Source organism: Alteromonas sp. ABH4_453, from assembly GCF_056160665.1.
On the sequence record NZ_JBSWXP010000005.1, the window covers coordinates 244,642 to 269,085 of the forward strand.

Consider the following 24,444-nt stretch of genomic DNA (forward strand, 5'->3'; position numbering starts at 1 on the left):
TATCTTTCCCCTTTTTCACTCTTTCCCAATGATGCCAATTGGGTCGCCTTTGATGTGTTTAACCGCCCCTTTACGTGGTTCAACGGTAAGCGCTAGTTGCATAGACATTGCTCTAGCTGCCTCACGGTAGCTTTCGCTTAAAGCACTGTCAGGCGAGGCCAGTAACAACGGAGTACCTGCATCGGCATGTTCGCGAATATGAATATCAAGAGGTAGCTGCCCTAACAGTGGCAATCCGTGACGTTCGGCCAGTGCCTCTCCACCGTCTTTTGCAAATACGTAATCTTTAGTACCACATGCTCTGCATTGGTAATAGCTCATGTTTTCGATAAGTCCAAGCACTGGCACATTGACTTTTTCAAACATGCTTATACCTTTTTGGGCGTCGGCTAGCGCTAAGTCTTGCGGTGTAGTTACTACCACAGAAGCAGTTAGCGGTACTTGCTGTGCCATCGTCAGCTGGATATCACCAGTACCGGGCGGCATATCTACAATTAAGTAGTCCAGCACGGGCCATAGGGTTTCATCTAATAATTGCTTTAACGCCCTGCTCGCCATTGGTCCGCGCCATACTGCCGCGTCTTCTTGCGGCACTAAATAACCTATGGAGTTTGCTACCAGCCCATGTGCAACAAGCGGCTGCATGTGCTTGTTGTCTTCACTTTCAGGGTGTGCATCAGGGTTGCCCAACATAATGGGAATAGACGGCCCGTAAATGTCAGCATCTAAAATACCTACTTTCGCGCCTTCTTGCATAAGCGCAAACGCAAGGTTGATACTGGTTGTAGACTTGCCCACACCACCTTTGCCCGAGGCTACCGCAATAATATTTTTGATATTAGTAACAGGGGCAACTTCAGTTTCGCCACTGGCAACGTTTTGCTTGAAAGTAAGCTTATCGGCATCTAGCTTACCTTTAAGCTGGTTAAGCACTTCTTGTTTAAGCGTATCTAACTGTGTAGCAATGCAAAATGGCAAAGTAACTGTAACGCCTGCATCTTCATTTTCTGGCTGGCTAAAAGCACACCATGGCAAGGTATCTTCAACATCTAGCGAGAAATACTTGGCTAAAATAGCAGCAACCTTTTGTTTTAGCGGCTCTGCTTTGCGAGAAAAGAACATAAAATGCCTTACTAGTAGTAGAATTGTTTGAATTACGTAATGCAAAAAACGCGGTTTTCCGCTAGTATTTGCAGCCATTTTGAAACGCAAAGAATCAATAACGTCATTATGTCAGAAAAACGCCGAATTCTGGTAACCAGTGCGTTGCCATACGCAAATGGCTCTATTCACTTAGGTCATTTGCTAGAACACATTCAAACCGACATCTGGACTCGTTTTCAGCGCCTTCGCGGAAACGAATGTTACAGTGTTTGCGCCGACGATGCACACGGTACGCCGGTTATGCTTAAAGCCCAAGAGCTTGGCATTACACCAGAAGAAATGGTGGCAAGAACGCGTGCTGAACATCACCAAGACCTTGTTGATTTTCACGTTGATTACGACAACTACTATGTAACCCATTCGCCAGAAAACAAGGCATTGTGTGAAGAGATTTACACTCGTCTAGATAACGCGGGTTACATTAGCAAGCGCACTATTAACCAACTGTTCGACCCTGAAAAAGAAATGTTCCTTCCAGATCGTTTCGTTAAGGGTACGTGCCCAAGCTGTGGTGCAGAAGACCAAAACGGCGATAGCTGCGACGTATGTGGCGCAACTTACAGCCCAACTGAAGTTAAAAACCCGCGTAGCGTGGTATCGGGTGCTACACCAGTACTACGTGAGTCTGAGCACTTCTTCTTTGATCTGCCAAAATTTGAAGACATGTTAAAAGAGTGGATCCGCTCGGGTGCCCTTCAAGAAGAAATGGCTAACAAGCTGCAAGAATGGTTTACTGAAGGTCTTCAACAGTGGGACATCAGCCGTGATGCGCCTTACTTCGGCTTTGAAATTCCAGGTGCGCCGAACAAGTTCTTCTACGTGTGGGTAGATGCGCCTGTTGGCTACATGGCTAGTTTCAAAAACTTCTGCGACCAGAATAACCTAGAGTTTGACGACTTCTGGAAAGCCGATTCTGACGCTGAGCTGTACCACTTTATTGGTAAAGACATTACTTATTTCCACTGCCTATTCTGGCCTGCCATGCTAGAGGGCGCGGGATACCGTAAGCCTACTGGCGTAAACATTCATGGTTTTGTAACGGTGAACGGTGCGAAAATGTCAAAGTCGCGCGGTACCTTTATTAAAGGCCGTACTTACCTTGACCACCTGAACCCAGAATATCTGCGTTACTACTTTGCGTCTAAGTTGGGCGACGGTGTTACCGACATCGACCTTAACTTTACTGACTTTGCACAAAAAGTGAATTCAGACCTGGTAGGTAAAGTGGTTAACATTGCAAGCCGCTGTGCAAGCTTTATCACCAAGCGTTTCGACGGCAAATTGTCTGACAACGTGATTGAGCCAGAGCTAATTGCCGAGTTCCAAAACGCATCAGAGAGCATTGCAGCACTTTTCGAGAAACGTAAGTACCACCAAGCAGTGCGTGAAATTATGGCCCTTGCTGATAAGGCAAACCAGTTCATCGACAACAACGCACCTTGGGTAACCATTAAAGACGAAACTAAACAGCAGTTCACACACGATGTGTGCTCGCTGGGTATCAACATGTTCCGTCTGTTGGTTATTTACTTAAAGCCTGTACTGCCAGTACTTGCAGAAAAAGCAGAAGCTTTCCTAAACGACTCGTTTGACTGGAATTCACTGCAAACCTTATTAAAAGGCCACGCCATCAACAAATTTAAGCCGATGATGCAGCGTGTAGAAATGGAGAAAATCGACGCCATGGTTGATGATTCAAAAGAAAGCCTAGCGCCAGCTGCACCGGCTATCGACCCAGACAGCCCGCTAGCTAAAGACCCTATCAGCGACACTATTTCGTTTGATGATTTCGCAAAGGTTGATTTACGTATTGCACGTATCGCTAACGCCGAGCACGTAGAAAAAGCTGACAAGCTTCTTCGCTTAGAGCTAGATTTAGGCGGCGAAACTAAACAAGTTTTTGCCGGTATTAAGTCGGCCTACTCGCCTGAAGCCCTAATCGGTAAGCACACGGTAATGGTGGCGAACCTAGCCCCGCGTAAAATGCGTTTTGGCATGAGTGAAGGCATGGTATTAGCCGCGGGCCCTGGCGGCGACGAGCTATATATTCTTGAGCCGCACGAAGGTGCAAAACCGGGTATGCGTGTTAAGTAAGCTTTAAAGCGCACATATTAAAGTAAGGTGACATTCAGCGCTATAAAGCGATGGGATGTCACCTTTTTTATTGAGCGGTTATTGAAACTCTTTTATTTTTAATACCCAAAGTTATCTGGATACGCCAGGTACAAGCACACAACCGTATAAGCTCAGTAATCTCCCCCATCATCTAGCTCCACCATTACTCACATGCTCTGCACCCTAATCCGCTATGGCCCTCTTGCTCTCTAGCTCTCTAGCTCAAGAGGCTACCCACTTCAAATCAACAAAAAAACTATTTCAACTCGCGTCAATTTAAGGCGATCTATCATTCTTTCTATAACGTAGTCACGGTGTTTAATCATTGAAAGAGGTATTTATGGAAGATTTGTTCGGGACTAATATCGATTTATCGGAATTAACCGAAAAAGCTATATCACTGGTGATGACTTACACCCCCAAATTGCTATTGGCTATTCTTACTTTGGTGGTAGGTCTTTGGTTAGTGAATCGTTTTATAACCCTGTTGGATCACCGAATAGGTAAAAAGGACCCCACTCTCAATAAATTCTTATGCGGACTTATAAGTGCCGTTTTAAAAGTCATGTTGTTGATTTCTGTTGCCTCTATGATAGGTATTGAAACCACCTCATTTATTGCCGTAGTTGGGGCGGCAGGCTTGGCTATAGGTCTAGCATTACAAGGCAGCCTGGCTAATTTTGCTGGCGGTGTACTTATCCTTATTTTCAAACCCTTTAAAGTGGGTGACACCATTGAAGCGGAAGGTCATTTAGGGTCTGTAGCAGAAATACAAATTCTGTATACTGTGATTAACACCTTTGACAATAGGCGTGTTGTTATTCCCAACGGGAATCTGTCTAATGCCACATTAACTAACGTTAGCGTATACGATAAACGCCGCTGCGACATGACATTTGGCATTGGCTACGATGACGATATCGACAAAGCAAAGAATATTTTGCAGCGTTTGTTTGAAGAGGACGAACGCTCATTGACCGACCCTGCACCTAGGATTTGTGTAGGTGGACTAGGTGATAATTCAGTCGACCTGATGTTTAGACCTTGGGTCGGTACAGATGACTTGTGGCCTTATTACTGGGATATGCAGGAAAAGGTTAAAAAAGCCTTTGACGAGGAAGGTATTAGTATTCCGTACCCGCAGCGAGATGTGCATTTGTATAAAGCAAGTGACGATTAAAATCTCAATATGGAGGTAGCTTGCTAAGCTATCTCCAACTCCCCTTCAAATTGGCTTATAAACGCTAAAGCCTGGCGATCTGATACAGCAACCTAGCAAATATCTAAAAGGGTTAATGCTTAGTACAGCCTGCTAGTTAAGAGCCAAGCGCGCTCTCAATCCACATGACATGTATATTAAGACCACTAACGCAGCGTACGATTCGCCGTATAGGTACGCACACTTGCCCCTACCGCTGAAAAACGCGGCTTTAAATTGCGTTTAGGTTTTATGGCCGTCATAGGGATTACCCGCTTTTTCGCGAGTATTACATATATAGCGCTGCACCAGGGCAAATAAGAAGATAAATAATCCTGAAGCTTAACCGCCCCTTTCCACTTTTGTTGAAAAAAGAGCGTTGAAAACATTACTTGGCGTTGTTCAACAATTTCAAATCCCAGCAACTGAAGCCAATCTTTAATGCGATATGACGTAAAAAAGCGAGCATCGTGTAAGATATTTCCGCGTTTAACCGGCAGAAATTTGGCAATTCCAGCTAGGCTTAACGGGTTAAAACCACTGATGATGACGTAACCGTTTTGTGTAATAACGCGGTCGACTTCGCGTAAGATCTCGTGAGGGTCTTGCGCGAAATCTAATTCATTCGCTAATAGAAACCCATCAATACTGTTTTCGGCAAAGGGTAAGCAGTGCGACTGCCCGACTACCGTGTTTTCTCTACTTGTTTTTGTTTCGCGTGTTTCATTTTCTATTGACTTAACCGATGCGTGATCACGGCTGAGGTAGCCATCTTCTCCGCCGTTTTCACGCAGCTTGTCGCTAAATAAGTCATTAAAAGGAACATGGTTGATATGGTGTCGAATTGGGCTGCCATTCAGATTGATCTCGGCACTCAGCGAACCTAATTTGGCAAAGTGATACCCAAATATGCGCTCAGAATAATCGTTACACACAACATTTACAGCATGTCTAATATGCTCGCCGGCGGGGAAATCATCCCAGTTTGTAGGGTAGCGAGGCGGTTTGGTTTTAAACGCCGTTCTCATTAACACTGCGCGCTCTTAGGTTGCTCTGCTCTTCACAAGCCCCTATAGTAACGCATAATTCTACCTACACAAGCAGGTACTCTAATGACGGCAGAAACACTTCCTTCAGGCGTAGCCATTCATCCTATTCCCGCTTTTACCGACAATTACATTTGGTGCATTTATAACGAAAGTAGCGCTATTGTTGTGGACCCCGGTGATGCGGAACCTGTGTTGGCCTTTCTGAAAGCTAAGGGCTTAACGCTCAGCGCTGTGCTGATTACTCATCATCATAGAGATCACACCGGCGGCATAGCGAAGTTAGTGTCAGCAGTGCCCAATTTACCTGTTATAGGCCCCAGAGGTAACCATATACGAGGCATTACAAAGTCCGTGGCACAAGGCGATACCGTTACACTTCCTGTGTTTAAAATGGCACTGCAAGTTATGGAAGTGCCAGGCCATACTCTTGACCATATTGCTTTTTTTGGGCATGGCGTACTATTTTGCGGTGATACGCTGTTTTCAGCAGGGTGCGGAAGATTGTTCGAAGGTTCTCCAGAGCAAATGCACCATTCATTAAATAAGTTAAAGCGACTTCCAGACACCACTAAGGTGTACTGTACCCACGAATACACCAAAGCCAACGTTCAATTTGCTTTGGCAGTAGAGCCAAACAATAAAGCGTTACGCGACTACGCGCAGTGGGTAGATGAAAAACGCGCCCAAAATTTGCCTACGTTACCCAGTAACCTCAAAGAACAAAAAAACATTAACCCATTTTTACGCGCCCATGAACTTTCTGTGAAAACTGCTGCCGAAGCCTATTGCGAAAATAACCTGGCTGACGATGTTGCAGTGTTTGCTGCAGTTCGCGGCTGGAAAGATGAGTTTTGATGCAAAAGTAAGCCGATTATCGTAATATTGCCGGTTTGCAGTGCTCCAAGAGGTTTCTTCATATATGCAGTTGAAGTTTTTTCCTCTATCGCCGTTGTTGTTGGCGATAGGTTTAACGGGTTGTCAGTTAACCGACGACAGTAGCGACAATGCACAGTTACAGAACAATGAAAACGCTTCTTTAGAAGCGTGCAATGAAATTTATAGCAACGAAGAAGCCATTTCAGATTGTAAATTAGCAAGAGATGGCGTTGTTGAAGTCGTTCACCCGAATGACGATACGCTAGAAGAAGGTGCTGAGCTTACCGATACACCTGACATGCATACGCAAGCTGTGGTAACAGACGTTTGGGAACGTGCTAGTGCAAACTTTGCCCTTTCTATCCCTAATGACAAGCGTATTAGCGCCCAACGAAAGTGGTATCTAAAACACCCTGAATACATGGCTCGCGTGGTAAAGCGCGCTAAGCCCTTCCTCTATTATATTGCAGAGGAAATTGAAAAGCGCGATATGCCGATGGAGTTAATTCTTCTTCCTATCGTAGAAAGTGCTTTCGATCCCTTTGCTTATTCCCATGGCCGAGCGGCTGGTATGTGGCAGTTTATTCCTGGCACAGGAAAGCGCTTTGGTATGCAACAGAATTGGTGGTATGACGGACGTCGCGACGTTGTTGCGTCTACTCAAGGTGCACTTGACTATCTAACCTATCTAAACGAAATGTTTGATGGTAATTGGCTGCACGCACTTGCCGCCTATAATAGTGGCGAAGGCCGCGTTCAAAGGGCTATTAAAGCTAACAAACGTGCGGGTAAACCTACTGATTTCTGGAATTTGAATCTACCCAAGGAAACCCGCGCTTATGTGCCTAAATTGCTTGCGCTGGCTGATATTTTAAAAAATAAAGATGAATATGCGTATGCGTGGCCTGAAGTTGAGAATGTTGCGGTTATCGAGGTGGTCGATATTGGCTCTCAGGTCGATTTAGCATTTGCTGCCGAACTAGCAGGTATGTCACTGAAGGAATTGCATGGCTTAAACCCTGGCTTCAACCGCTGGGCAACGTCACCTGAAGGACCACACAGGTTAATACTCCCCCTTGATAAAGCTGCTGCGTTTTCGCAAGCCCTTGCTGAGATTGATCAAAAAGAGCGTCTTAACTGGGTACGCCACACAGTTAAGTCCGGTGACAGCTTAGGTAAGATTGCAAAGCAGTACCACACCACAGTGAAAGTGCTGAAACGAATAAATGAGTTAGACTCATCAATGATTCGAATAGGCCAGGCAATAATGGTACCAGTAGCACTTCAAGAACTGGATAGCTACACATTATCTCAGGAACAGCGTCTAGCCAGCTTGCAGAACGGCAACCTGTCTAAGCAAAAAGTACGTCATATCGTACAATCTGGTGATACGCTTTGGGATATTGCCCGTAAGTACAATATAGGCACTAAGCAGTTAGCTAAATGGAACGGTATGGCCCCTGGCGATATGCTTCACCCGGGCAAGACCTTAGTTATCTGGCAGGAAGGTAAAGCGCAAGACGGTGTTACCAAAAAAGTGACCTACACAGTAAGAAATGGCGATTCGTTGTCTCGTATCGCCAGCAAGTTCAATGTTAGAGTAAGCGACATAGGCAAGTGGAATTCACTTAATACCAAGCGCTATCTACAACCTGGTCAGAAGCTAAAACTTTATGTAGACGTAACAAGGTTGAACGCATCAAGCTAACCTTTAGTACTTAAAGTTCAATACTGTTCATGCCAAACCGCATTTACGTTACGCTTTAAGTCAGAATACAGGATAAGGAAATGCTAAGAATTAACCGAGAAAATTTGCGAAACAGTCATGAAACGCCTTGGTTAATCTTAGATTTAGTCATGTTAGGTATACTTTTTGTGAACCTAACATGGCTCATTTTCGATGCCTTATACGCCACCGACTTTGTCTATGGTCTATTGGGCACGTATTTTCCCGCTTTTCTTAGTGCTTACGATCCCGTTCACAACAACTTTCTGTTGGTCGACTTGGTGTTTATCGCTATTTTCTTCAGCGAATTTTGCTTCCGGTGGGGTGTAGCCATTGTGCGTAAAGAACACTTACGCTGGTACTTTTTTCCGTTTTTGCATTGGTACGACATCATAGGCCTTATCCCTACTGGACCTACCCGCCTATTTCGTTTCTTGCGCATATTTTCTATTTTGCACCGCCTGCATAAATTCGAAATCATCGACTTGAACCAAACCGCAGTCTTTCGCTTTTTTGCGTTTTACTATGATGTATTTGTTGAAGAATTAAGCGACCGGATTGTTGTAAAAGTGCTCAGCGATGCGCAAAAAGATATTTCAGCTGGCTCGCCTTTATTAGACGATATCAACGCACAAGTACTTGCCCCCCGTCGCCCAGTGATAACGCAGTGGATGGCTGGCGTTATCAACCATTTAGGCCAGTCAATTCAAAGCGAAGAGCACGGCGAGGTGATACGAGAGCACGTGCGCAAAAGCGTAGGCAAAGCGGTGAGAAGTAATGCACAAGTTTCTTCCCTGCATTACCTGCCTGTTATCGGCAAAACCATTGAAAATACATTAGAAGAGTCAGTCACCGATATCGTGACCACATCGTTAGTTAATCTGTTAAGCGACTTAGACGCAGAGCGCATCGACCATTTCATTTCAGTCGGTATGCACGACTATACCCCTACCGCCGATGCACTTGATAAAGAAGTACTTAACGTTGTAAATGAATGCTTAGAACTTGTAAAAGCTCACGTTGCACAGCAGCGTTGGAAGTCACATCTGACTGAAAAAGAGTCGGCCATTCCCACTGGCAAGCCCGAAATTTAAGAGATGGCTGTGCCAAATAAGAAAGCCCGCAAAATTGCGGGCTTTCATTCTGTCAAATAGTACAGGCAGCTAATTAGGCTTTTCGCCAAGTCGTACCGCTTGGGCCATCTTCCAGCACTACGCCTTTTGCATTTAGTGCATCACGTGCAGCGTCTGCTGCCGCCCAGTCTTTCGCAGCCCGGGCATCGTTGCGCTGTTTAATCAAGGCTTCAATTTCGGCCGCTTCGTCGTCATTGCCTTCACCGCCTTTCAAGAAGGTGTCTGGGTCGCTTTGAAGCATACCCAAAATTGCACCAAGGCCTTTAAGAACCGCTGCTAGTTTACCCGCTTCTTCAGCGTTGTCTTTCTGACGGTTAAGCTCACGTGCCACATCGAACAACACCGAAAAGGCTTCAGGTACGTTTAGGTCGTCATCCATAGCCGCTTCGAAACGCGCTAAATAACCACCGTAGCTAAGGTCCGTGCTCTCGTCTACTGTTACACCACGCAGCGCAGTATACAAACGCTCTAGCGCAGCTTTTGCTTGAGTGATGTTGTCTTGCGAGTAGCTTAACTGACTACGATAATGCGCCGACATTAAAAAGAAACGCAAGGTTTCTGAGTCATGCTCTTTAAGCACATCGCGTAAGGTAAAGAAGTTACCTAACGACTTAGACATCTTTTCATCATTAACTTGAACCATACCCGCGTGCATCCACACGTTTACATAAGGTGTGTCATACGCGCAGCACGATTGAGCTACTTCATTTTCGTGGTGTGGGAAGGTTAAATCTGAGCCACCGCCATGAATGTCAAAGTGGGCGCCAAGGTGCTTGTGGTTCATCGCTGAACACTCAATGTGCCAGCCCGGACGCCCCTCGCCCCATGGCGACTGCCACGCTGGCTCACCCGGCTTGGTGGTTTTCCACAATACGAAATCTAGCGGGTCGTCTTTACCTGCCGCTACTTCAACCCGGGCACCGGCTTTAAGCTGATCTAGGTCTTGCTTGCTTAGCTTGCCGTAGTCTTCATACTTGCTTACGTCAAATAGCACATCGCCGCTTTTAGCTTGATAGGCATAGCCTTTGTCCATAAGACGTTGGATAATTTCAATGATCTCGTCCATGTGGCCACTTACTGTTGGCTCTACGTCTGGCTCTAGTAAGTTAATCGCCGCAAAGTCTTCGTGCATCATAGCGATAGTGCGTGCAGTCAGCGCTTCAAAGCTTTCGCCGTTTTCATTGGCACGAGCAATAATTTTATCGTCGATATCCGTGATGTTACGTACGTACTTCACATCTAAACCAAGGTGTCGCATGTAACGTACCAAAACGTCGAAACTTAGGTAGGTACGGGCATGCCCCATGTGACTAAGGTCATAAACGGTAATACCACACACATACAAACCCACTTTCCCTTCTTGAAGCGGAACAAACTTCGCTTTTTCACGGGTTCGGGTATTGTAAAGATGTAGCATGTCTATATTTCCTATTTGTCATAATTTTGGGGCGCAAAGTTTAGCACTGTCACGATTTAAATGGTACAAGCCATTTGCAGCGATATTGCTGTTATTTGCCATACCCGCTCTTTGCGCTAGCTACCTGTTTTGCGCTAAAATGCCCCCACTTTACATATACGCTAACACACAGGACAAACCACAATGGTTACGTTAAAAACAAATTTCGGTGACATCACCCTAGAGCTTTTTGAAGATAAAGCACCTAAAACAGTAGCTAACTTCCTTTCTTATGTAGAAGACGGCTTTTTCGACAACACAATCTTTCACCGTGTAATTAACAATTTCATGGTTCAAGGTGGCGGTTTTACACCTGATATGGAACAGAAAGATACTAAAGAGCCTATCGAAAACGAAGCTGACAACGGTGTTGCGAATGAAGTAGGTACAATCGCGATGGCGCGTACTCAAGACCCACACTCAGCTACCGCACAATTCTTTATTAACGTGAACAACAACGACTTCCTTAACCACACTAGTAAGTCAGTAAACGGTTGGGGCTACTGCGCGTTTGGTAAAGTGGTTGAAGGTATGGACGTGGTAGAGAAGATCAAAGCGGTTAAAACCGGTAACAACGGCTACCATCAGGATGTACCTGTTGAGCCAGTTATTATTGAAAAAGCAGTTGTAGCATAAGTAACTGCTTAGATTATTATTACAACACCTGACTAAATTTTGGCTTGGCTGGCATGCTGTTCAAAACAAGCCTTTAGTTACATTAAAGCCGCGTGAACGTTAACGCGGCTTTTTAGACCACACTTAAGAAGATTTATGTCGTTCACCTACTTCATTGCTGATTTACACCTAAGTGCAGACCGTTCTGATATTACAGAATGCTTAATGCGCTTCTTAAAAGAAGACGCGATTAATGCTGATGCACTATATGTTCTTGGTGACTTATTTGAAGTGTGGATTGGCGACGACAATGTTACCCCGTTTAATACTGCTATAGCGACAGCCTTTAAAGAAGTGAGTCAGCACTGCCCCATTTACTTTATACACGGCAATCGCGATTTCGCTATACGAGAAAAGTGGCTATCAAAAGCAGGCATGACCCTGTTAAACGAACAAGAGGTCATAGACTTGTACGGCACACCTACCCTGCTGACCCACGGTGACGAGTTATGTACTCGTGATGTTGCCTATCAGAAGTTTCGCAAGAAATCTCGTGGTTGGTGGTGGCCTCGTTTAATGCTTGCCCTACCTTTATGGTATCGCCAACGCGTAGCCGATAATGGCCGTAAGGAAAGTAAGGCTAAGCAACAAAACCTCAAACCAGACATTATGGATGTTACCCCTGAAGAAGTGGTGAAAGTAATGGAAAAATGGGGCGTGCAACGCATGATCCACGGCCATACACATAGACCAAACATTCACAGCCTTGAAGCTAATGGCAAACCTGCCACGCGGATTGTACTGGGTGATTGGTACGATCAAGGTAGCGTTTTAAAGGTTTCAGAAAACGACGTGATGCTGCAGCAACATAACTTTAGTAAATAGCAGTCTTTCGCACGAATCAACGCTAACGTTACACCGAACATGATTTCTTACAAACTAGCCCAAAGTACATGTGTTACGCACTGGCTTAATTTTTGTTCTGTGGTATAAAGAATAAAAGCAAGTTAGTCATCATGGACGGTGTAAATGACAGATGTTCTTCTTTCCCCTGCAAATTTCTGGTTTAGCATTGCGCTTATAGCCGTATTTTTCGTTTTTATCTTAGAGCTTGTAAGTACAATCTTTGGCGCAAGCCTTTTAGGGCTTGGCGATGACTTTGCAGAGTTAGATGGCGATGGATTTCTCAATACCTCGTTTGCTAACTGGCTAAATATCAATAAAGTCCCCTTTTTAATTTACTTAATTGTATTGCTTACAATATTCGGCCTTGTTGGCCTAATTATGAATGGCATAACAGCAAGTGTATTCAGCTTTACGCTACCTGCGCTCTTATCTGTTCCCCTCGCCTTTTTTATTGGGTTACTGGTTACAGCAAAAACTGTAAAGATTATTGCAGGCGTATTGCCTAGTGTAGAGTCTAGTGCGGTGAACAGCGAGGATTTTATAGGCTCAGTAGCCGAAATCACCATTGGAAAAGCAAGCCGAGGCAATCCGGCAGAAGCTAAGTTTACCGACCATTATTCTCAGCCTCATTTTGTGTTAGTTGAACCATTCGAAGATGAAGAATTGTTCGCACAGGGAGAGCGCGTCATTTTAGTTCAAAAAAACCAACACAGCTGGTTAGCAACCCGCTACTTATAACCTAAAAGAGATAAAAGTATGGATACATTCCAACCATCTAGCTTGCCGTCAATACTCTTTATTGCCGGTGCTATCGTTGTAGGGCTTATCGTTATTGGCCTTATATTCGCTAAACTCTACACACGCGCTACTAAAGAAACGGCGTTCGTAAGAACCGGTCTAGGTGGCGAGAAAGTGATCAAGGACGGCGGCGCTTTGGTTCTTCCTGTTGTTCACGAAATTATTCCGGTGAACATGAATACCCTTCGTATAGAAGTGGAGAAAATTCAAAAAGACGCGCTTATTACCAAAGACCGCATGCGTGTGGACGTAAAAGCCGACTTCTATTTACGTGTAGCGCCAAATGCTAATGGCATTTCAATGGCTGCGCAAACGCTAGGTACTCGCACCACCCGCGCTGAAGAAGTTAAAAAATTAATGGAGTCGAAGTTTGTTGACGTACTACGTGCCGTAGCTGCTGAAATGAGCATGACGGAAATGCACGAACAGCGCGCTGATTTTGTACAAAAAGTTCAGCAGAGTGTAGCTAACGACCTTGAGAAGAACGGTTTAGAACTTGAATCGGTAAGCTTAACCGGGTTCGACCAAACAGATCTGCAGTTCTTTAACGAAAACAATGCATTTGACGCCGAAGGTCGCGCTCGCCTGACCAAAATCATTGAAGAAAAACGCAAAGAAACTAACGACATCCAACAAGAAAACCGTATTTTCATTGAGCAGCGTAACCTAGCCGCTGAAAAACAATCTTTAGACGTAAAGCGCGATGAAGAAGAGGCCCGCCTTGCGCAAGAGCAGGTACTTGCTTTTAAACGCCAAGAGCAAAAAGCTGAAATTGCTAAACAGCGCGAAATGAAAGAACGAGAAGAGCGCGAAGCAGAAATTGCTAAAAACCGCGCTATTGAAGCAGCTGAAATTGAGAAATCTCGTGAAATAGAAACCCAAGAAATCGCCAAGCGCCAGGCGCTAGAACAAGCACGTATTCGCCAGCAGCAAGAAGTTGAGGTTTCAGAGCAAGTTAAACAAATTGCTGTTGCTACTAAGTCGGAAGAAGAGTCTGCAGCACGCGCTAAAGCCGCGGAAGCTGAAAAGCAAAAAGTGGAAAAAGAAGAAGCAGTGCTTACCGCTAAATCGGTAGCAGAAGCTGAACGTAAGAAGCAAATTGAAGTTATTGATGCGCGAAAAGAGGCTGAACGTGAGGCAGTGGGCATTACCGTTGAAGCACAGGCTAAGAAAGAAGCGGCTGAAAACTCTGCTGCCGCTATTCTTACGGAAGCCAAAGCTGCAGCCGATGCTAAAATGCTGCAAGCCGACGCTGACGAGAAAGTGCTTGCCGTTGAAGCGCAGGGTAAACAAGCCCTTTACGAAGCTGAGAATACGCTTAAGACCGAACAAATTGAGCTACAAAAAGCCCTTGCGATGCTTAAGATTCTACCTGAACTTGTTGAGCAAGCGGTTAAGCCTCTGGAAAACATTGAAGGTATTAAAATTCTTCAAGGATACGGTCAAGGTAGCGGCACTACTGGTGAACATACCCTTGCAACCTCGGGCAACGGCTTGGCTGAGCAAGTAACACAGGCAGCGCTAAATTATCGTGCTAACGCCCCTCTGGTAGACTCTATGCTGCGGGAAGTAGGTTTAGTTGATGCCGACAAAGGCTCTTTAGCAGACTTGGTTACCGGCAACAGCGATATACTGGCTAAAGCCGGTGCAGTTAAGCCTAAGCCCGTTGTAACTGCACCAGAAAACCTAAATGGTCAAAAAGTGCAAGAAGAGAACCCTGCTGAGTAATTAGTTACAAGGGCCTGTTAGTAAACTAAGATATATAGATATCCCAAGCCCTGTTATTCAACAGGGCTTTTTGTTTTGCCTCGTTTTTGCGAGTAAGATCTGATTTGGCAGTTTCAATTCTAATCGCTTCTAGGTATCGTTAATTATTGCCAATATTCTTAGCGCGCTGCATATTCTTAGAAAAAAGGTAAGGATAAATTCCATGGACTCGTTACCAGAAGAGCCGGAAAAACCATTAAGAGACGACTGTTGCGGCGGGGGTTCGTGCTGCCCTTGTATTTGGGATGTATACTATGAAAAGCTTGCTAAATGGAAAGAAGCAAAACGAGAGTTAGAGGAAGTCAACAACAGCAACACATCAAACAGTAGCGCTTAACACTTGTGCCAATGCTTTTCTTCAAAACTCACAATGTTCACAACCACCGTAGACTGGGCTTTGTCTTTGAAAGGCTAACCATCAATAAGTTGCTCAAATGCAAAATCGACATTAACTCCCCTTTGGGATAAGATTTTCCTGTCTCATTTTTGAAACTTCTCATTTACAAATTCGCTGTCTGCTGCTATCTTAACTTAATCGATTAAGTTTTAAGTTTATCGTGATGTTTAATCAAACTTTATGAGTCCACGGTAAAAGATTAAGAATTAAGCTAAACCCGTTACATAGTTAACTATGAACCTATCAGACTGGTAGTGCTTAATTTGTAGTAATGCGTGCTCGCGAAACACAGAAGAAGTACGAGCTAGCACATGCTGAATTTTGGAGAATTATCATGTCTATACGCAATGGCGTTCAACTCATTACCTATGCAGATCGACTGGGCGATGGCAACATCGAGAGCATGACAGCGATACTCGAAGGTCCATTGAACGGACTGTTCACTGGCGTTCACGTTTTACCCTTTTACTATCCATACGATGGCGAAGATGCGGGTTTCGACCCAATCGATCATACAGCAGTAGATGAGCGACTAGGCGACTGGAACAACATCAAAAAGCTTGGCGAATCGGTAGATATTATGGCCGACCTCATCGTTAACCACATGTCAGGGCAAAGCGAAGCATTTAAAGACGTGTTAGAAAACGGACGCGAATCGAATTACTGGCCATTGTTTTTAACCAAGGAAGACATTTTTAAGGGTAATGACCAAGCGCAAATCGACGAACAAATAGCACGAGTCTTCCGCCCTCGTCCGACGCCATTTTTCAGCGAATATGAAGTAGGTACTGCAACTGATAAACCAGAAACTGTGCCGTTCTGGACTACCTTTACCTCTAATCAGATTGATATTGATGTTGAGTCGCAATTAGGCCAAGAATACCTTTCTTCCATTCTTACGTCGTTTACGGAAAGCAACGTTGATCTTATTCGCTTAGACGCGGCAGGCTATGCCATTAAACGCGCAGGCTCAAACTGCTTCATGCTTGAAGAAACCTTTGAGTTTATTGAAGAACTTTCTAATCGCGCGCGTGGTATGGGCATGCAGTGCCTAGTAGAGATACATAGTCACTATCAAACACAGATCGATATTGCTGCGCGTTGCGACAGTGTTTATGATTTTGCTTTACCGCCGCTTGTACTACATACATTATTTACTAAAAACGCAGAAGCACTGGCATACTGGCTTTCTATCTCGCCTCGTAACTGTTTTACCGTATTAGATACCCATGATGGCATTGGTATTGTTGATGTGGGCGCAAGTGGTGACAAGCCTGGTCTTCTTAATGCAGACGCCATCAACGCGCTAGTTGAACAAATTCATGTGAACTCTAACGGTGAATCTAAAAAAGCTACAGGAGCCGCGGCAAACAATGTAGACCTGTATCAAGTTAACTGTACATATTACGATGCATTGGGTAAGGATGATTTCGCCTACTTGGTTGCTCGTGCTATTCAGTTCTTTAGCCCTGGTATTCCCCAAGTCTACTATGGCGGTATGCTTGCTGCACACAATGATATGGAATTGCTTGCTCGGACTAATGTTGGCCGTGATATTAACCGCCCTTATTTAACAACGTCTATGGTTGAACAGGCCGTTGAAAAGCCGGTGGTCAAAGGCTTAATGAAACTTATCTCACTTAGAAACGAAAGCGATGCATTCAATGGCGAGTTTGACGTAAATTACAACAATGACGAACTGGTTCTTTTTTGGAAAAAAGATAGCGATACCGCTTCATTAAACGTTAACTTCAGCGCAATGGATGCGACCGTCACCACAGTAACCAATGGTGAAGAAAGTGTATTGTCTATTGGCTCATTGCTAGCTTAATATCCGACTGTTTAAAGTTTTAGATTAAAATCCTTACAGCAAGAAGTAGCGCTTGGCGCGTGTTAAGCGCTACTTCAAATGAATATCGTCTCGACTACCTAAAGTCGTCATTGTATGCTCTGCCCCATTCACAAAGTTGCCGTAAAGTGGGCTCTAGCGTACGGCCTAAATCAGTCAAAGAATATTCAACACGAGGTGGCACTTCAGCATACACTTTCCGGTTAACTAACCCATCGCGTTCTAACTCTCTTAACTGCTGTGTAAGCATTTTTTGCGTAACGCCCTGCAATCTCCTACGCAACTGACTAAAGCGTAGCGTTTTATGACAAAGGTGCCATAAAATCACGCCTTTCCACTTGCCGCCTATAATTTCAAGCGACACAGCAACTCCGCAGATGTATTGATTTGGATCGCCTGCATTTTCTCCGAGAGCCTGACTACAGCCTTTATTTTCACTTTTAGAGGTATCGTTGCTTTTATTGTCTGACGATACTTCTCTTTCTATATCCTCAACACTTTTTAAATTTACCGTCATGCTCTCTCTCTTAATTACTTTTTCAATAACGATCCATGAGTATCAGTCTGTTCGGGCAAACGCATACAAATACTCACTACACCGACCACAGCGCTAATAGTATCTTTTAGGGTACTACCGTACTAAAAAGTGCATACTTGCGCAAAGTTTCTATAACGTCACAATGGAAAGCGTAATTTTCGACTTATGGAGACAGGAATGACAACGTTCAACGCTTTGCTTGTAGAAAAACAGGAAGATAAATCGTTCACGCGTAAGGTAACGCAGCGCTCACTTGACGACCTGCCTGACGGCACACTACTCATTCATGTTCATTATTCATCGCTTAACTATAAAGATGCGCTGTCTGCTACCGGCAATCCTGGAGTAAGCAGAAATTTCCCTCATACTCCCGGCATTGATGCAGCAGGCACCGTGGTGTCATGTGATGACAACCGTTTTAAAAAAGGGGATGAAGTTATAGTGACAGGCTATGACCTTGGCATGAATACAGCCGGCGGCTTTGGCGAGTACATTCGGATTCCCAGTGATTGGGCGTTAGCAAAACCAGATGGCCTCACGTTAAGGGAAGCGATGGTCATTGGCACTGCAGGATTTACTGCTGGTCTATCGGTGCAAGGTCTAGTCGAAAATGGTGTAACGCCTGAAAAGGGTGATATTTTAGTCACTGGCGCCACCGGTGGTGTCGGCTCTGTCGCTATCGCCCTGCTCGCTAAAGCTGGCTATTCAGTTGTGGCATGTACTGGCAAAAAAGAGCATGAGTCATTCTTGAAAAACCTTGGCGTAAGCAAAGTAATAACTCGCGACGAACTGTTAGAAAGTAAAGAACGCCCTATCTTAAAAGAGCAATACGCGGGCGCTGTTGATACCGTAGGCGGAGAATATTTAGCACAAGCTGTAAAAGCAACACAATACGGTGGCACAGTGACATGCTGCGGCCTTACTGCTTCTGCCGACCTCAACGTTAGCGTATTTCCATTTATCTTAAGAGGTGTGTCTTTACTTGGCATCGATTCGGTTCAGTGCCCAATGCCGCCAAGGGAAAGGCTGTGGGATAAACTTGCCAATGAATGGAAGCTAGAATGCCTTGATGACCTGACAGAAGAAGTCACCCTTAGCGAGGTTGATGACAAAATTGACGCAATATTGAAGGGGCAGATTTCTGGCCGTACTTTAGTAAAGGTACAAAACTAGGTTCTGTGTCGTTTTCTATGTCAGAGCAGTACGAAAAATTCACACCCGCAGGTAGCATTGTTATGCTGCCTGCGAGTTTATCTGATTAAGTTAAAAGCCCTCTAGTACAAACTTACCAATGGCGCTACCTTGCTCTAGTGACTTATGCGCCTCTATTAAGTTTGCGGCATTGATTTTCCCCAAATGCTTACCTACCGTCGTTTTAATTTTACCCTCGTCAATAAGCGACGCCACGTGAGAAAGCAGACGACTTTGCTCAGCCATATCGTCAGTTTCAAACATTGAACGAGTAAACATAAACTCCCAATGAAGTGATAGGCTCTTTTGTTTAAGTTTTGCCACATCTAAACTTTCTGGGTCATCAATGAGCGCTAATTTTCCCTTTGGCTTCATGACTTCCACATAGGTATCAATATATTGGTGGGTATTATTTAAACTTGCCACGTGCGTTACTTCACCAACGTTTAATGCCTTTATTTGCTCAGCCATAGGTTGACTGTGGTCGACGACATAATCCGCGCCTAATTCCTGTACCCAATTTTTTGAGCTTTCACGCGATGCGGTAGCGATGACGGTCGCCCCTGTTAGGGTTTTAAGCAGTTGCAACATAATCGACCCCACTCCACCGGCTGCACCGACAACAAGTACAACTTCTTCGCTTTTTTCACTTTGCTGTTTTAATTCGAGATGATCGAACAACAGCTCATAAGCGGTAATAGTAGTAAGCGGAAGTGCCGCTGCATCGCTGTCTGACAGAGACTTAGGCGCTTTACCGACAATACGCTCATCTACTAATTGAAACTCTGCGTTTGAGCCTGGTCTAGTAAGATCGCCTGCGTAATAAACTCTGTCTCCAACTGCAAATTTGGTAACGTCCGAGCCAATATCAACTACCTCGCCTACTGCATCCCAGCCAAGTATTTTAGATTCGCCACCCTCAGGGTTTACTCGCTGACGGATTTTGTAGTCGACAGGGTTAACCGCTATGGCGCTTATTTTTACCAGCAAATCACGACCCGTTGCACTCGGCTTATCAATTTCCAAGTCAACCAACGCATTAGGCTCATTAATATCAAGTGAGTGAGTATAGCCAATAGCTTTCATCATTCGTTCCTCCTTTAAAGTATTATGCTCATAATACTCTTGATTAAATTTCGATAAACAGCACAATACAAGAAACATTATCAAATATTATTTGAATATTATGCTTCTTGATGACTTGAATGTAGTAATAAAAGTTGCTGAATTTAGAAACATTACCGCAGCAGCAACCCATTTGAATATGCGAACAGCAACAGCAAGTGCGGCCGTGAAACGCGTTGAACAAACGCTTGGCGCAGAATTGTTTGTTCGAACAACTCGCTCACTAAGGCTTTCTTCTGCCGGAGAACGCTTTTTACCAACGTGCCAAGAAGCCATGTCAATGCTAGCTAATGCCAAGCAGAACTTAAAAGGCGATACAGGCGTGATCGAAGGGGAATTACGTTTGGGTTTATCGTCTGACCTGGGCCGTAATGTCATTGCCCCTTGGCTTGATGATTTTATGGATAAGCACGAGAAAGTGAGCGTAAAACTCAATTTGAATGACAGTAACATTGATTTCTACCGCGACCCTATCGACTTAGCCTTGCGTTACGGCTCGCCCGATGACGCTAGCGTTTACGGCTTCAAAATATGTGATGTGCCACGCTTACTTGTTGCCTCTCCGTCTTACATCAACACTAACGGTGCACCTAAAAACTTCGACGATTTACAGGATCACAACGGCCTGTTTTATCAACTCTACGACAAGGTTTATAACGAATGGGAGTTTGAGTACGAGGGTAGACCTTTGAAGATAAAGATGCAGGGAAACAGAACAGCAAATGATGGCGAAATAGTCAGGCGATGGGCTGTGGCAGGTAAAGGCGTAGCCGTGAAGTCAAGTTTAGATACCTGCGACGATATTCTAAATGGCCGCTTGGTAACCTTGATACCTGGCTACCATCCAAAACCCACTCAGCTTTGGCTGATATGCCCAAGCCGCCAGTCAATTACGCCAGCTGTTAGGCTATTAAGAGATATGTTGAAAGAGCGCTGCGCTGAATGTTTAGCGCAGCTCGAAAAAGCAGGTGCACTTGATTCAAAGTACAATTAACTTCTCGCTATCGCTGGTACATTGCAGGTGCCCCCCTGCTTGGCGTGCTTTCTTTGATAAATTCACGTAGGTCTTGGTTGGACTGTTTTAAGTCGTCGCGACGCAGGTACATCATGTGGCCGCTACGATACCCTTTAAAGCTTAGGCGGTCTTTTAGGTTGCCACTTTGATCAAGCTGCCACATGGTGTATTTGGCATCAAAGTAATTAGTTGCACCATCATAATAGCCAGCTTGAATCATCACGTTTAGATACGGATTTTGCGCCATAGCCAATCGCAAGTTCTCGCCCGTTTGATTATTACTTCTATCCCAAGGGTGCACGTTTCCAAACATGTTGTATTTAATATCGGTTTTGTAGTTCAACTCTTCACGCAAATAGTAATTAATGGCAGGTGTGAACGAATGAAGCCACGAAGTAAGCTCCGCCCAGTAGTCAGGGCGGTCGCCGCTTTGCTTAGCGTCTATGCCCAAATAGCGGCTGTCTAAACGACCTAGCGTCTTCCCTTCTTCTCGCAGTAAGTCTTTCCAGAAAAATGCAGTACTCACGTCTAAGTTATTTTGCGCAATAGCCGCTTCACTTAACCCAGAATAGCGCGCCATTTGCTTTAACACATCGCGCTTTTCCGTTTCACCAATGAAACCACCTTTGGCCAGAGCAGGAATAAGTGTATTAATGGTGAAGTCTTCAACTTCAGGCAATAGCTCAGTGAGATCTTTGTTTTGCAACGCGGGTTCAAGTTTATTGTGATACCAGGCAGCGGCGGCAAAGTAAGGCAGTCGATTAGCGGCTTTTACCGGCCCGTCGCGCTCTATACCAATATCAGTTGGCGATACAAGCACTACGCCGTTTAGGTACATCCATTGGCGGTTCTGCAGCTCTAGTGCAAGCCCGGAAACACGCGTCGTACCGTAACTTTCACCAATAAGGTATTTAGGTGAGCGCCAACGGTTATTGCGCGTTACGAAAGTATTTACCCAGTCTGCCAAATAGCTAATATCGGCGTTTACACCAAAGAACATTTTTTGTTGTTCGTCTTGCGACGGCATGCTGCCATCAGCTTTAGGCAGTACACGGCTGTACCCTGTGTTTACCGGGTTTACAAATACGATGTCTGCCACATCTAAAATGGAATAAGGGTTAGTTTGAACACCATAAGGCTGAAGAGGATAACCCTCATCATCAATATTAAGAATACGAGGGCCCGTGTACGCTACGTGCATCCATACAGAGGCAGATCCAGGGCCACCATTAAAAGAAATAATAAGCGGACGCTCCGTATTCTCTTTAACGTCAGTACGCTGATAGTACGTGTAGAATAAGGTAGCAACCGCTTCGTCTTTACTGTTCCAAACCGGTTGAGTACCCGTGGTCGCACTGTATTTTACGCGCTTGCCTAGGATTTTAGTTTCGTGCTCTGTGACGACATTGCTATCAATCTCTATTGCGCGTGCATGTGAAGCTACACCATCTTGTTGTGCCAACGCACTAGCAGTTAAACCAATAAAAGCAATCATGGCGGTTGTTACCAATGCCAATGATCTACGTAGCAATGTAAAATAAGGGAAGTGATTACGATTTTTACGACACTGCCTGAGTGACAAGGGCAATGTAAGTCGAGTTACGGCTTTAATATTCATCATTATTATCTTTATTTGTCGTTAGATTTTGACGTTTTTTGCTCATAGTACCCGCTAATCAGTGAACGTCGTACACCGTTAACGTAGCATATTTAGACTATATCGCTGTTTATCTCCCAGCTTAGCAATGAAAGACAAAACCACCAATTTCTTCGATACATTTCAGTAATAAGCGTTAAGTCTTATCTAAATTCTCAGGGCCATTGCTTCTTATATGTGTGATGAGGTCGGGGAAAAAATCCAGGAACACTTCTTCTATTTCACCTTGGTTTGCGATTATATCCTTTACGGCATGATGAAATGTGTTAGCGAATCGAATACGCTTCGCGACAACTTCAATCGCCTTGGCAATGCCCTCTTCTTTTGCATAATCCTCAAACCAGTCGTGGGTTATCATGTGCCCTACACTGTGCTGCATGGTTCTTGGCATAGTGGGCAATCGCTGTTCTAACAATGCGAAACTCTGCTCCCTGAAGTCGTCAAAATTCTGTGTTGTAAACAACGCCCAGTGTTTAATTAGTAAGTGATCGAAATAGATATCCAGCGCCACAGGTGCAAAGCGTCGACGACTTCTATCAAACAACGACTTAGCCGCAAAAACACGAGGGTGGCTATCAGTGAACCTATCGACTTCATAGTGATTTTTAAGGCCAAGCTGAACCGCACTGCCAAACCTGCCTATATCAACACCTCGCCTAAAATCACCGAGTAAATTGCCGAAATGAGAATCGGCGGTTGGACGAGCGAGAAAAAGGTGGGCTAGGTAATTCATTCTTTAAAACATTGGCCTCGATTTAAGTTGTAAGGGCTTGTAGGTATCAAGTAAAATTGGCGCTCAATTCAGCACACCGAATTGGAACGCCCACTATTTAATACTGCCGAGACTAGCGGCAGCAGTAGTCAAATTCAAATGTAATTGAAATACCGTAGCACTTAAAATTGAGTTTCAACATGTCTGTAATATCCACTTCTGAAGTCACGTCTCTACTTTCACCAGTCAATGCTTTTTTACATTGCGAGACACCACAATCGTGGATAGATGAAGCGCAGAAAGAAGAAAATCTTCGCGTTATCCTTACCGACCACCTAATTTGCGAGCTTAAAGCCGCACAGTCGGCTATGTACCTACTTCGCCGCTATGTGGCCGATGAGGAAACCAGTAAGGTACTACTAGGCTGGTTGAAGCCTTACGAAGACTTCACCTACCGCCACGAGGGCAATTGGCAATCGCTTAATACTAAGCATCTATCCAAAAATGTGTTTAACACTGAAGGGCTAGACCCCTTTAAAAAAGACATGCTAGATAAAATGGTCATGCTGATTAAAGAAGAGCTTCATCATTTTTACCAAGTACTAGAAATTATGCACGAGTTAGGCTTTGAATATAAATCGGTGACATCCAGTCGTTACGCCAATGGCTTATTGCGTCACGTACGCACTTACGAACCTGAAAAGCTTGTCGACAAGCTCATTTGTGGTGCCTACATTGAAGCGCGATCTTGTGAACGCTTTGCCAAACTTGCGCCGTATGTTTCCGAAGATTTAAGCAAGTTCTATGTGTCGCTGTTGCGCTCTGAGGCCAGACACTTTGAAGACTACCTAACGCTGGCTGGGCAAATCGCTAAAACCGATATTTCTGAGCGCGTTGCCCACTTCGGAGACGTGGAAAGATCACTGATTGAAAGCGACGATGACGAATTGCGTTTCCACTCAGGTGCACCACGCTTAAGTTAACGCTTTGCATCCGTTTATAAATTAATCAATTTATATTGACGGCTTAGTAATTCTGCTGCACACTTAATTTGTAAACATATTGTTAACGGCAGTGTTTAGCGCTTTGCGCTGTGTTTGTGTTCCCTTGGTTTTACGGTTAATCCGTGTGTTCTCCCTGCCTCACAACAATATTTT

General features: G+C 44.6%; 21 protein-coding genes. 14 read left to right on the forward strand and 7 right to left on the reverse strand.

Annotated elements, in window-relative coordinates; genetic code table 11:
- Positions 1-15: 15 nt before the first annotated feature.
- The gene (apbC, locus tag ACXAGV_RS11820) at positions 16-1,122 is read right to left on the reverse strand and encodes an iron-sulfur cluster carrier protein ApbC (protein ID WP_474873430.1); all 1,107 of its coding nucleotides are present in this window, start codon (positions 1,120-1,122) and stop codon (positions 16-18) included.
- 108 nt (positions 1,123-1,230) lie between these two features.
- Between apbC and metG the strand changes: the two genes are divergently transcribed.
- Together metG and ACXAGV_RS11830 are read left to right on the forward strand one after the other, a co-directional pair.
- Positions 1,231-3,258: a methionine--tRNA ligase gene (gene metG, locus ACXAGV_RS11825; RefSeq protein WP_474873431.1), complete on the forward strand. Its 2,028-nt coding sequence runs from the start codon at positions 1,231-1,233 to the stop codon at positions 3,256-3,258.
- A gap of 361 nt (positions 3,259-3,619) precedes the next feature.
- Positions 3,620-4,459, forward strand: coding sequence for a mechanosensitive ion channel family protein (locus ACXAGV_RS11830; protein ID WP_474873432.1), 840 nt, complete (start codon positions 3,620-3,622; stop codon positions 4,457-4,459).
- Between the two features lie 185 nt (positions 4,460-4,644).
- Here the strand turns inward: ACXAGV_RS11830 and ACXAGV_RS11835 are convergent, their stop codons facing one another.
- Positions 4,645-5,505, reverse strand: coding sequence for a class I SAM-dependent methyltransferase (locus ACXAGV_RS11835; protein ID WP_474873433.1), 861 nt, complete (start codon positions 5,503-5,505; stop codon positions 4,645-4,647).
- Positions 5,506-5,589: 84 nt separating this feature from the next.
- On the opposite strand from ACXAGV_RS11835, the gene gloB reads away from it, so the two are divergent.
- The 3 genes from gloB to ACXAGV_RS11850 all read left to right on the forward strand — a co-directional run bounded on the left by gloB (position 5,590) and on the right by ACXAGV_RS11850 (position 9,222).
- Positions 5,590-6,381, forward strand: a complete 792-nt coding sequence (gloB, locus tag ACXAGV_RS11840) for a hydroxyacylglutathione hydrolase (RefSeq protein WP_474873434.1) — start codon at positions 5,590-5,592, stop codon at positions 6,379-6,381.
- A gap of 64 nt (positions 6,382-6,445) precedes the next feature.
- Positions 6,446-8,110 (forward strand): lytic transglycosylase, encoded by a 1,665-nt coding sequence (locus ACXAGV_RS11845; RefSeq protein ID WP_474873435.1) that lies wholly within the window; start codon positions 6,446-6,448, stop codon positions 8,108-8,110.
- Positions 8,111-8,190: 80 nt separating this feature from the next.
- Positions 8,191-9,222 carry an ion transporter gene (locus tag ACXAGV_RS11850; RefSeq protein WP_474873436.1) on the forward strand — a complete coding sequence of 344 codons (1,032 nt, stop codon included), beginning with the start codon at positions 8,191-8,193 and terminating at the stop codon, positions 9,220-9,222.
- 73 nt (positions 9,223-9,295) lie between these two features.
- Here the strand turns inward: ACXAGV_RS11850 and cysS are convergent, their stop codons facing one another.
- Entirely contained in the window at positions 9,296-10,678 is a 1,383-nt protein-coding gene (cysS, locus tag ACXAGV_RS11855) for a cysteine--tRNA ligase (protein ID WP_474873437.1), read from the reverse strand.
- Positions 10,679-10,861: 183 nt separating this feature from the next.
- Here cysS and ACXAGV_RS11860 point away from each other — a divergent pair, with 183 nt between their 5' ends.
- From ACXAGV_RS11860 to gtfA, 6 genes are all read left to right on the forward strand, one after another.
- The gene (locus ACXAGV_RS11860; protein ID WP_020743833.1) at positions 10,862-11,353 is read left to right on the forward strand and encodes a peptidylprolyl isomerase; all 492 of its coding nucleotides are present in this window, start codon (positions 10,862-10,864) and stop codon (positions 11,351-11,353) included.
- Positions 11,354-11,488: 135 nt separating this feature from the next.
- The gene (gene lpxH / locus ACXAGV_RS11865) at positions 11,489-12,217 is read left to right on the forward strand and encodes a UDP-2,3-diacylglucosamine diphosphatase (RefSeq protein WP_474873438.1); all 729 of its coding nucleotides are present in this window, start codon (positions 11,489-11,491) and stop codon (positions 12,215-12,217) included.
- A 144-nt stretch (positions 12,218-12,361) separates the two neighbouring features.
- Entirely contained in the window at positions 12,362-12,976 is a 615-nt protein-coding gene (locus tag ACXAGV_RS11870) for an OB-fold-containig protein (protein WP_474873439.1), read from the forward strand.
- Between the two features lie 18 nt (positions 12,977-12,994).
- On the forward strand, positions 12,995-14,764 hold the full coding sequence (locus ACXAGV_RS11875; RefSeq protein WP_474873440.1) for a flotillin family protein: 1,770 nt from the start codon (positions 12,995-12,997) through the stop codon (positions 14,762-14,764).
- A 202-nt stretch (positions 14,765-14,966) separates the two neighbouring features.
- Positions 14,967-15,140: an oxidoreductase-like domain-containing protein gene (locus tag ACXAGV_RS11880; RefSeq protein WP_474833009.1), complete on the forward strand. Its 174-nt coding sequence runs from the start codon at positions 14,967-14,969 to the stop codon at positions 15,138-15,140.
- A gap of 394 nt (positions 15,141-15,534) precedes the next feature.
- Positions 15,535-17,031 (forward strand): sucrose phosphorylase, encoded by a 1,497-nt coding sequence (gtfA, locus tag ACXAGV_RS11885; RefSeq protein WP_474873441.1) that lies wholly within the window; start codon positions 15,535-15,537, stop codon positions 17,029-17,031.
- Positions 17,032-17,125: 94 nt separating this feature from the next.
- Here gtfA and ACXAGV_RS11890 read toward each other — a convergent pair whose 3' ends face one another.
- Complete coding sequence (locus ACXAGV_RS11890; RefSeq protein ID WP_474873442.1) at positions 17,126-17,566, reverse strand: winged helix-turn-helix transcriptional regulator; 441 nt, start codon at positions 17,564-17,566, stop codon at positions 17,126-17,128.
- 198 nt (positions 17,567-17,764) lie between these two features.
- Between ACXAGV_RS11890 and ACXAGV_RS11895 the strand changes: the two genes are divergently transcribed.
- Positions 17,765-18,760, forward strand: a complete 996-nt coding sequence (locus ACXAGV_RS11895) for a YhdH/YhfP family quinone oxidoreductase (RefSeq protein ID WP_474873443.1) — start codon at positions 17,765-17,767, stop codon at positions 18,758-18,760.
- A 90-nt stretch (positions 18,761-18,850) separates the two neighbouring features.
- On the opposite strand, the gene ACXAGV_RS11900 is transcribed toward ACXAGV_RS11895, so the two are convergent.
- The gene (locus ACXAGV_RS11900; protein WP_474873570.1) at positions 18,851-19,864 is read right to left on the reverse strand and encodes a zinc-binding alcohol dehydrogenase family protein; all 1,014 of its coding nucleotides are present in this window, start codon (positions 19,862-19,864) and stop codon (positions 18,851-18,853) included.
- Between the two features lie 100 nt (positions 19,865-19,964).
- On the opposite strand from ACXAGV_RS11900, the gene ACXAGV_RS11905 reads away from it, so the two are divergent.
- Complete coding sequence (locus ACXAGV_RS11905; RefSeq protein ID WP_474873571.1) at positions 19,965-20,897, forward strand: LysR family transcriptional regulator; 933 nt, start codon at positions 19,965-19,967, stop codon at positions 20,895-20,897.
- Positions 20,898-20,904: 7 nt separating this feature from the next.
- Here ACXAGV_RS11905 and ACXAGV_RS11910 read toward each other — a convergent pair whose 3' ends face one another.
- Positions 20,905-22,413 carry a S10 family peptidase gene (locus ACXAGV_RS11910; RefSeq protein WP_474873572.1) on the reverse strand — a complete coding sequence of 503 codons (1,509 nt, stop codon included), beginning with the start codon at positions 22,411-22,413 and terminating at the stop codon, positions 20,905-20,907.
- Between the two features lie 298 nt (positions 22,414-22,711).
- The gene (locus tag ACXAGV_RS11915; RefSeq protein ID WP_474873444.1) at positions 22,712-23,308 is read right to left on the reverse strand and encodes an acyl carrier protein phosphodiesterase; all 597 of its coding nucleotides are present in this window, start codon (positions 23,306-23,308) and stop codon (positions 22,712-22,714) included.
- Positions 23,309-23,487: 179 nt separating this feature from the next.
- Between ACXAGV_RS11915 and miaE the strand changes: the two genes are divergently transcribed.
- Positions 23,488-24,270, forward strand: coding sequence for a tRNA isopentenyl-2-thiomethyl-A-37 hydroxylase MiaE (gene miaE, locus ACXAGV_RS11920; RefSeq protein ID WP_474873445.1), 783 nt, complete (start codon positions 23,488-23,490; stop codon positions 24,268-24,270).
- The last annotated feature ends 174 nt before the right edge of the window (positions 24,271-24,444 follow it).

Excerpts from the sequence above, each read along its gene's own strand:
- apbC (WP_474873430.1), bottom strand. The coding sequence starts at position 1,122 with ATGTTCTTTTCTCGCAAAGCAGAGCCGCTAAAACAAAAGGTTGCTGCT.
- metG (WP_474873431.1), top strand. The coding sequence starts at position 1,231 with ATGTCAGAAAAACGCCGAATTCTGGTAACCAGTGCGTTGCCATACGCA.
- ACXAGV_RS11830 (WP_474873432.1), top strand. The coding sequence starts at position 3,620 with ATGGAAGATTTGTTCGGGACTAATATCGATTTATCGGAATTAACCGAA.
- ACXAGV_RS11835 (WP_474873433.1), bottom strand. The coding sequence starts at position 5,505 with ATGAGAACGGCGTTTAAAACCAAACCGCCTCGCTACCCTACAAACTGG.
- gloB (WP_474873434.1), top strand. The coding sequence starts at position 5,590 with ATGACGGCAGAAACACTTCCTTCAGGCGTAGCCATTCATCCTATTCCC.
- ACXAGV_RS11845 (WP_474873435.1), top strand. The coding sequence starts at position 6,446 with ATGCAGTTGAAGTTTTTTCCTCTATCGCCGTTGTTGTTGGCGATAGGT.
- ACXAGV_RS11850 (WP_474873436.1), top strand. The coding sequence starts at position 8,191 with ATGCTAAGAATTAACCGAGAAAATTTGCGAAACAGTCATGAAACGCCT.
- cysS (WP_474873437.1), bottom strand. The coding sequence starts at position 10,678 with ATGCTACATCTTTACAATACCCGAACCCGTGAAAAAGCGAAGTTTGTT.
- ACXAGV_RS11860 (WP_020743833.1), top strand. The coding sequence starts at position 10,862 with ATGGTTACGTTAAAAACAAATTTCGGTGACATCACCCTAGAGCTTTTT.
- lpxH (WP_474873438.1), top strand. The coding sequence starts at position 11,489 with ATGTCGTTCACCTACTTCATTGCTGATTTACACCTAAGTGCAGACCGT.
- ACXAGV_RS11870 (WP_474873439.1), top strand. The coding sequence starts at position 12,362 with ATGACAGATGTTCTTCTTTCCCCTGCAAATTTCTGGTTTAGCATTGCG.
- ACXAGV_RS11875 (WP_474873440.1), top strand. The coding sequence starts at position 12,995 with ATGGATACATTCCAACCATCTAGCTTGCCGTCAATACTCTTTATTGCC.
- ACXAGV_RS11880 (WP_474833009.1), top strand. The coding sequence starts at position 14,967 with ATGGACTCGTTACCAGAAGAGCCGGAAAAACCATTAAGAGACGACTGT.
- gtfA (WP_474873441.1), top strand. The coding sequence starts at position 15,535 with ATGTCTATACGCAATGGCGTTCAACTCATTACCTATGCAGATCGACTG.
- ACXAGV_RS11890 (WP_474873442.1), bottom strand. The coding sequence starts at position 17,566 with ATGACGGTAAATTTAAAAAGTGTTGAGGATATAGAAAGAGAAGTATCG.
- ACXAGV_RS11895 (WP_474873443.1), top strand. The coding sequence starts at position 17,765 with ATGACAACGTTCAACGCTTTGCTTGTAGAAAAACAGGAAGATAAATCG.
- ACXAGV_RS11900 (WP_474873570.1), bottom strand. The coding sequence starts at position 19,864 with ATGAAAGCTATTGGCTATACTCACTCACTTGATATTAATGAGCCTAAT.
- ACXAGV_RS11905 (WP_474873571.1), top strand. The coding sequence starts at position 19,965 with ATGCTTCTTGATGACTTGAATGTAGTAATAAAAGTTGCTGAATTTAGA.
- ACXAGV_RS11910 (WP_474873572.1), bottom strand. The coding sequence starts at position 22,413 with ATGATTGCTTTTATTGGTTTAACTGCTAGTGCGTTGGCACAACAAGAT.
- ACXAGV_RS11915 (WP_474873444.1), bottom strand. The coding sequence starts at position 23,308 with ATGAATTACCTAGCCCACCTTTTTCTCGCTCGTCCAACCGCCGATTCT.
- miaE (WP_474873445.1), top strand. The coding sequence starts at position 23,488 with ATGTCTGTAATATCCACTTCTGAAGTCACGTCTCTACTTTCACCAGTC.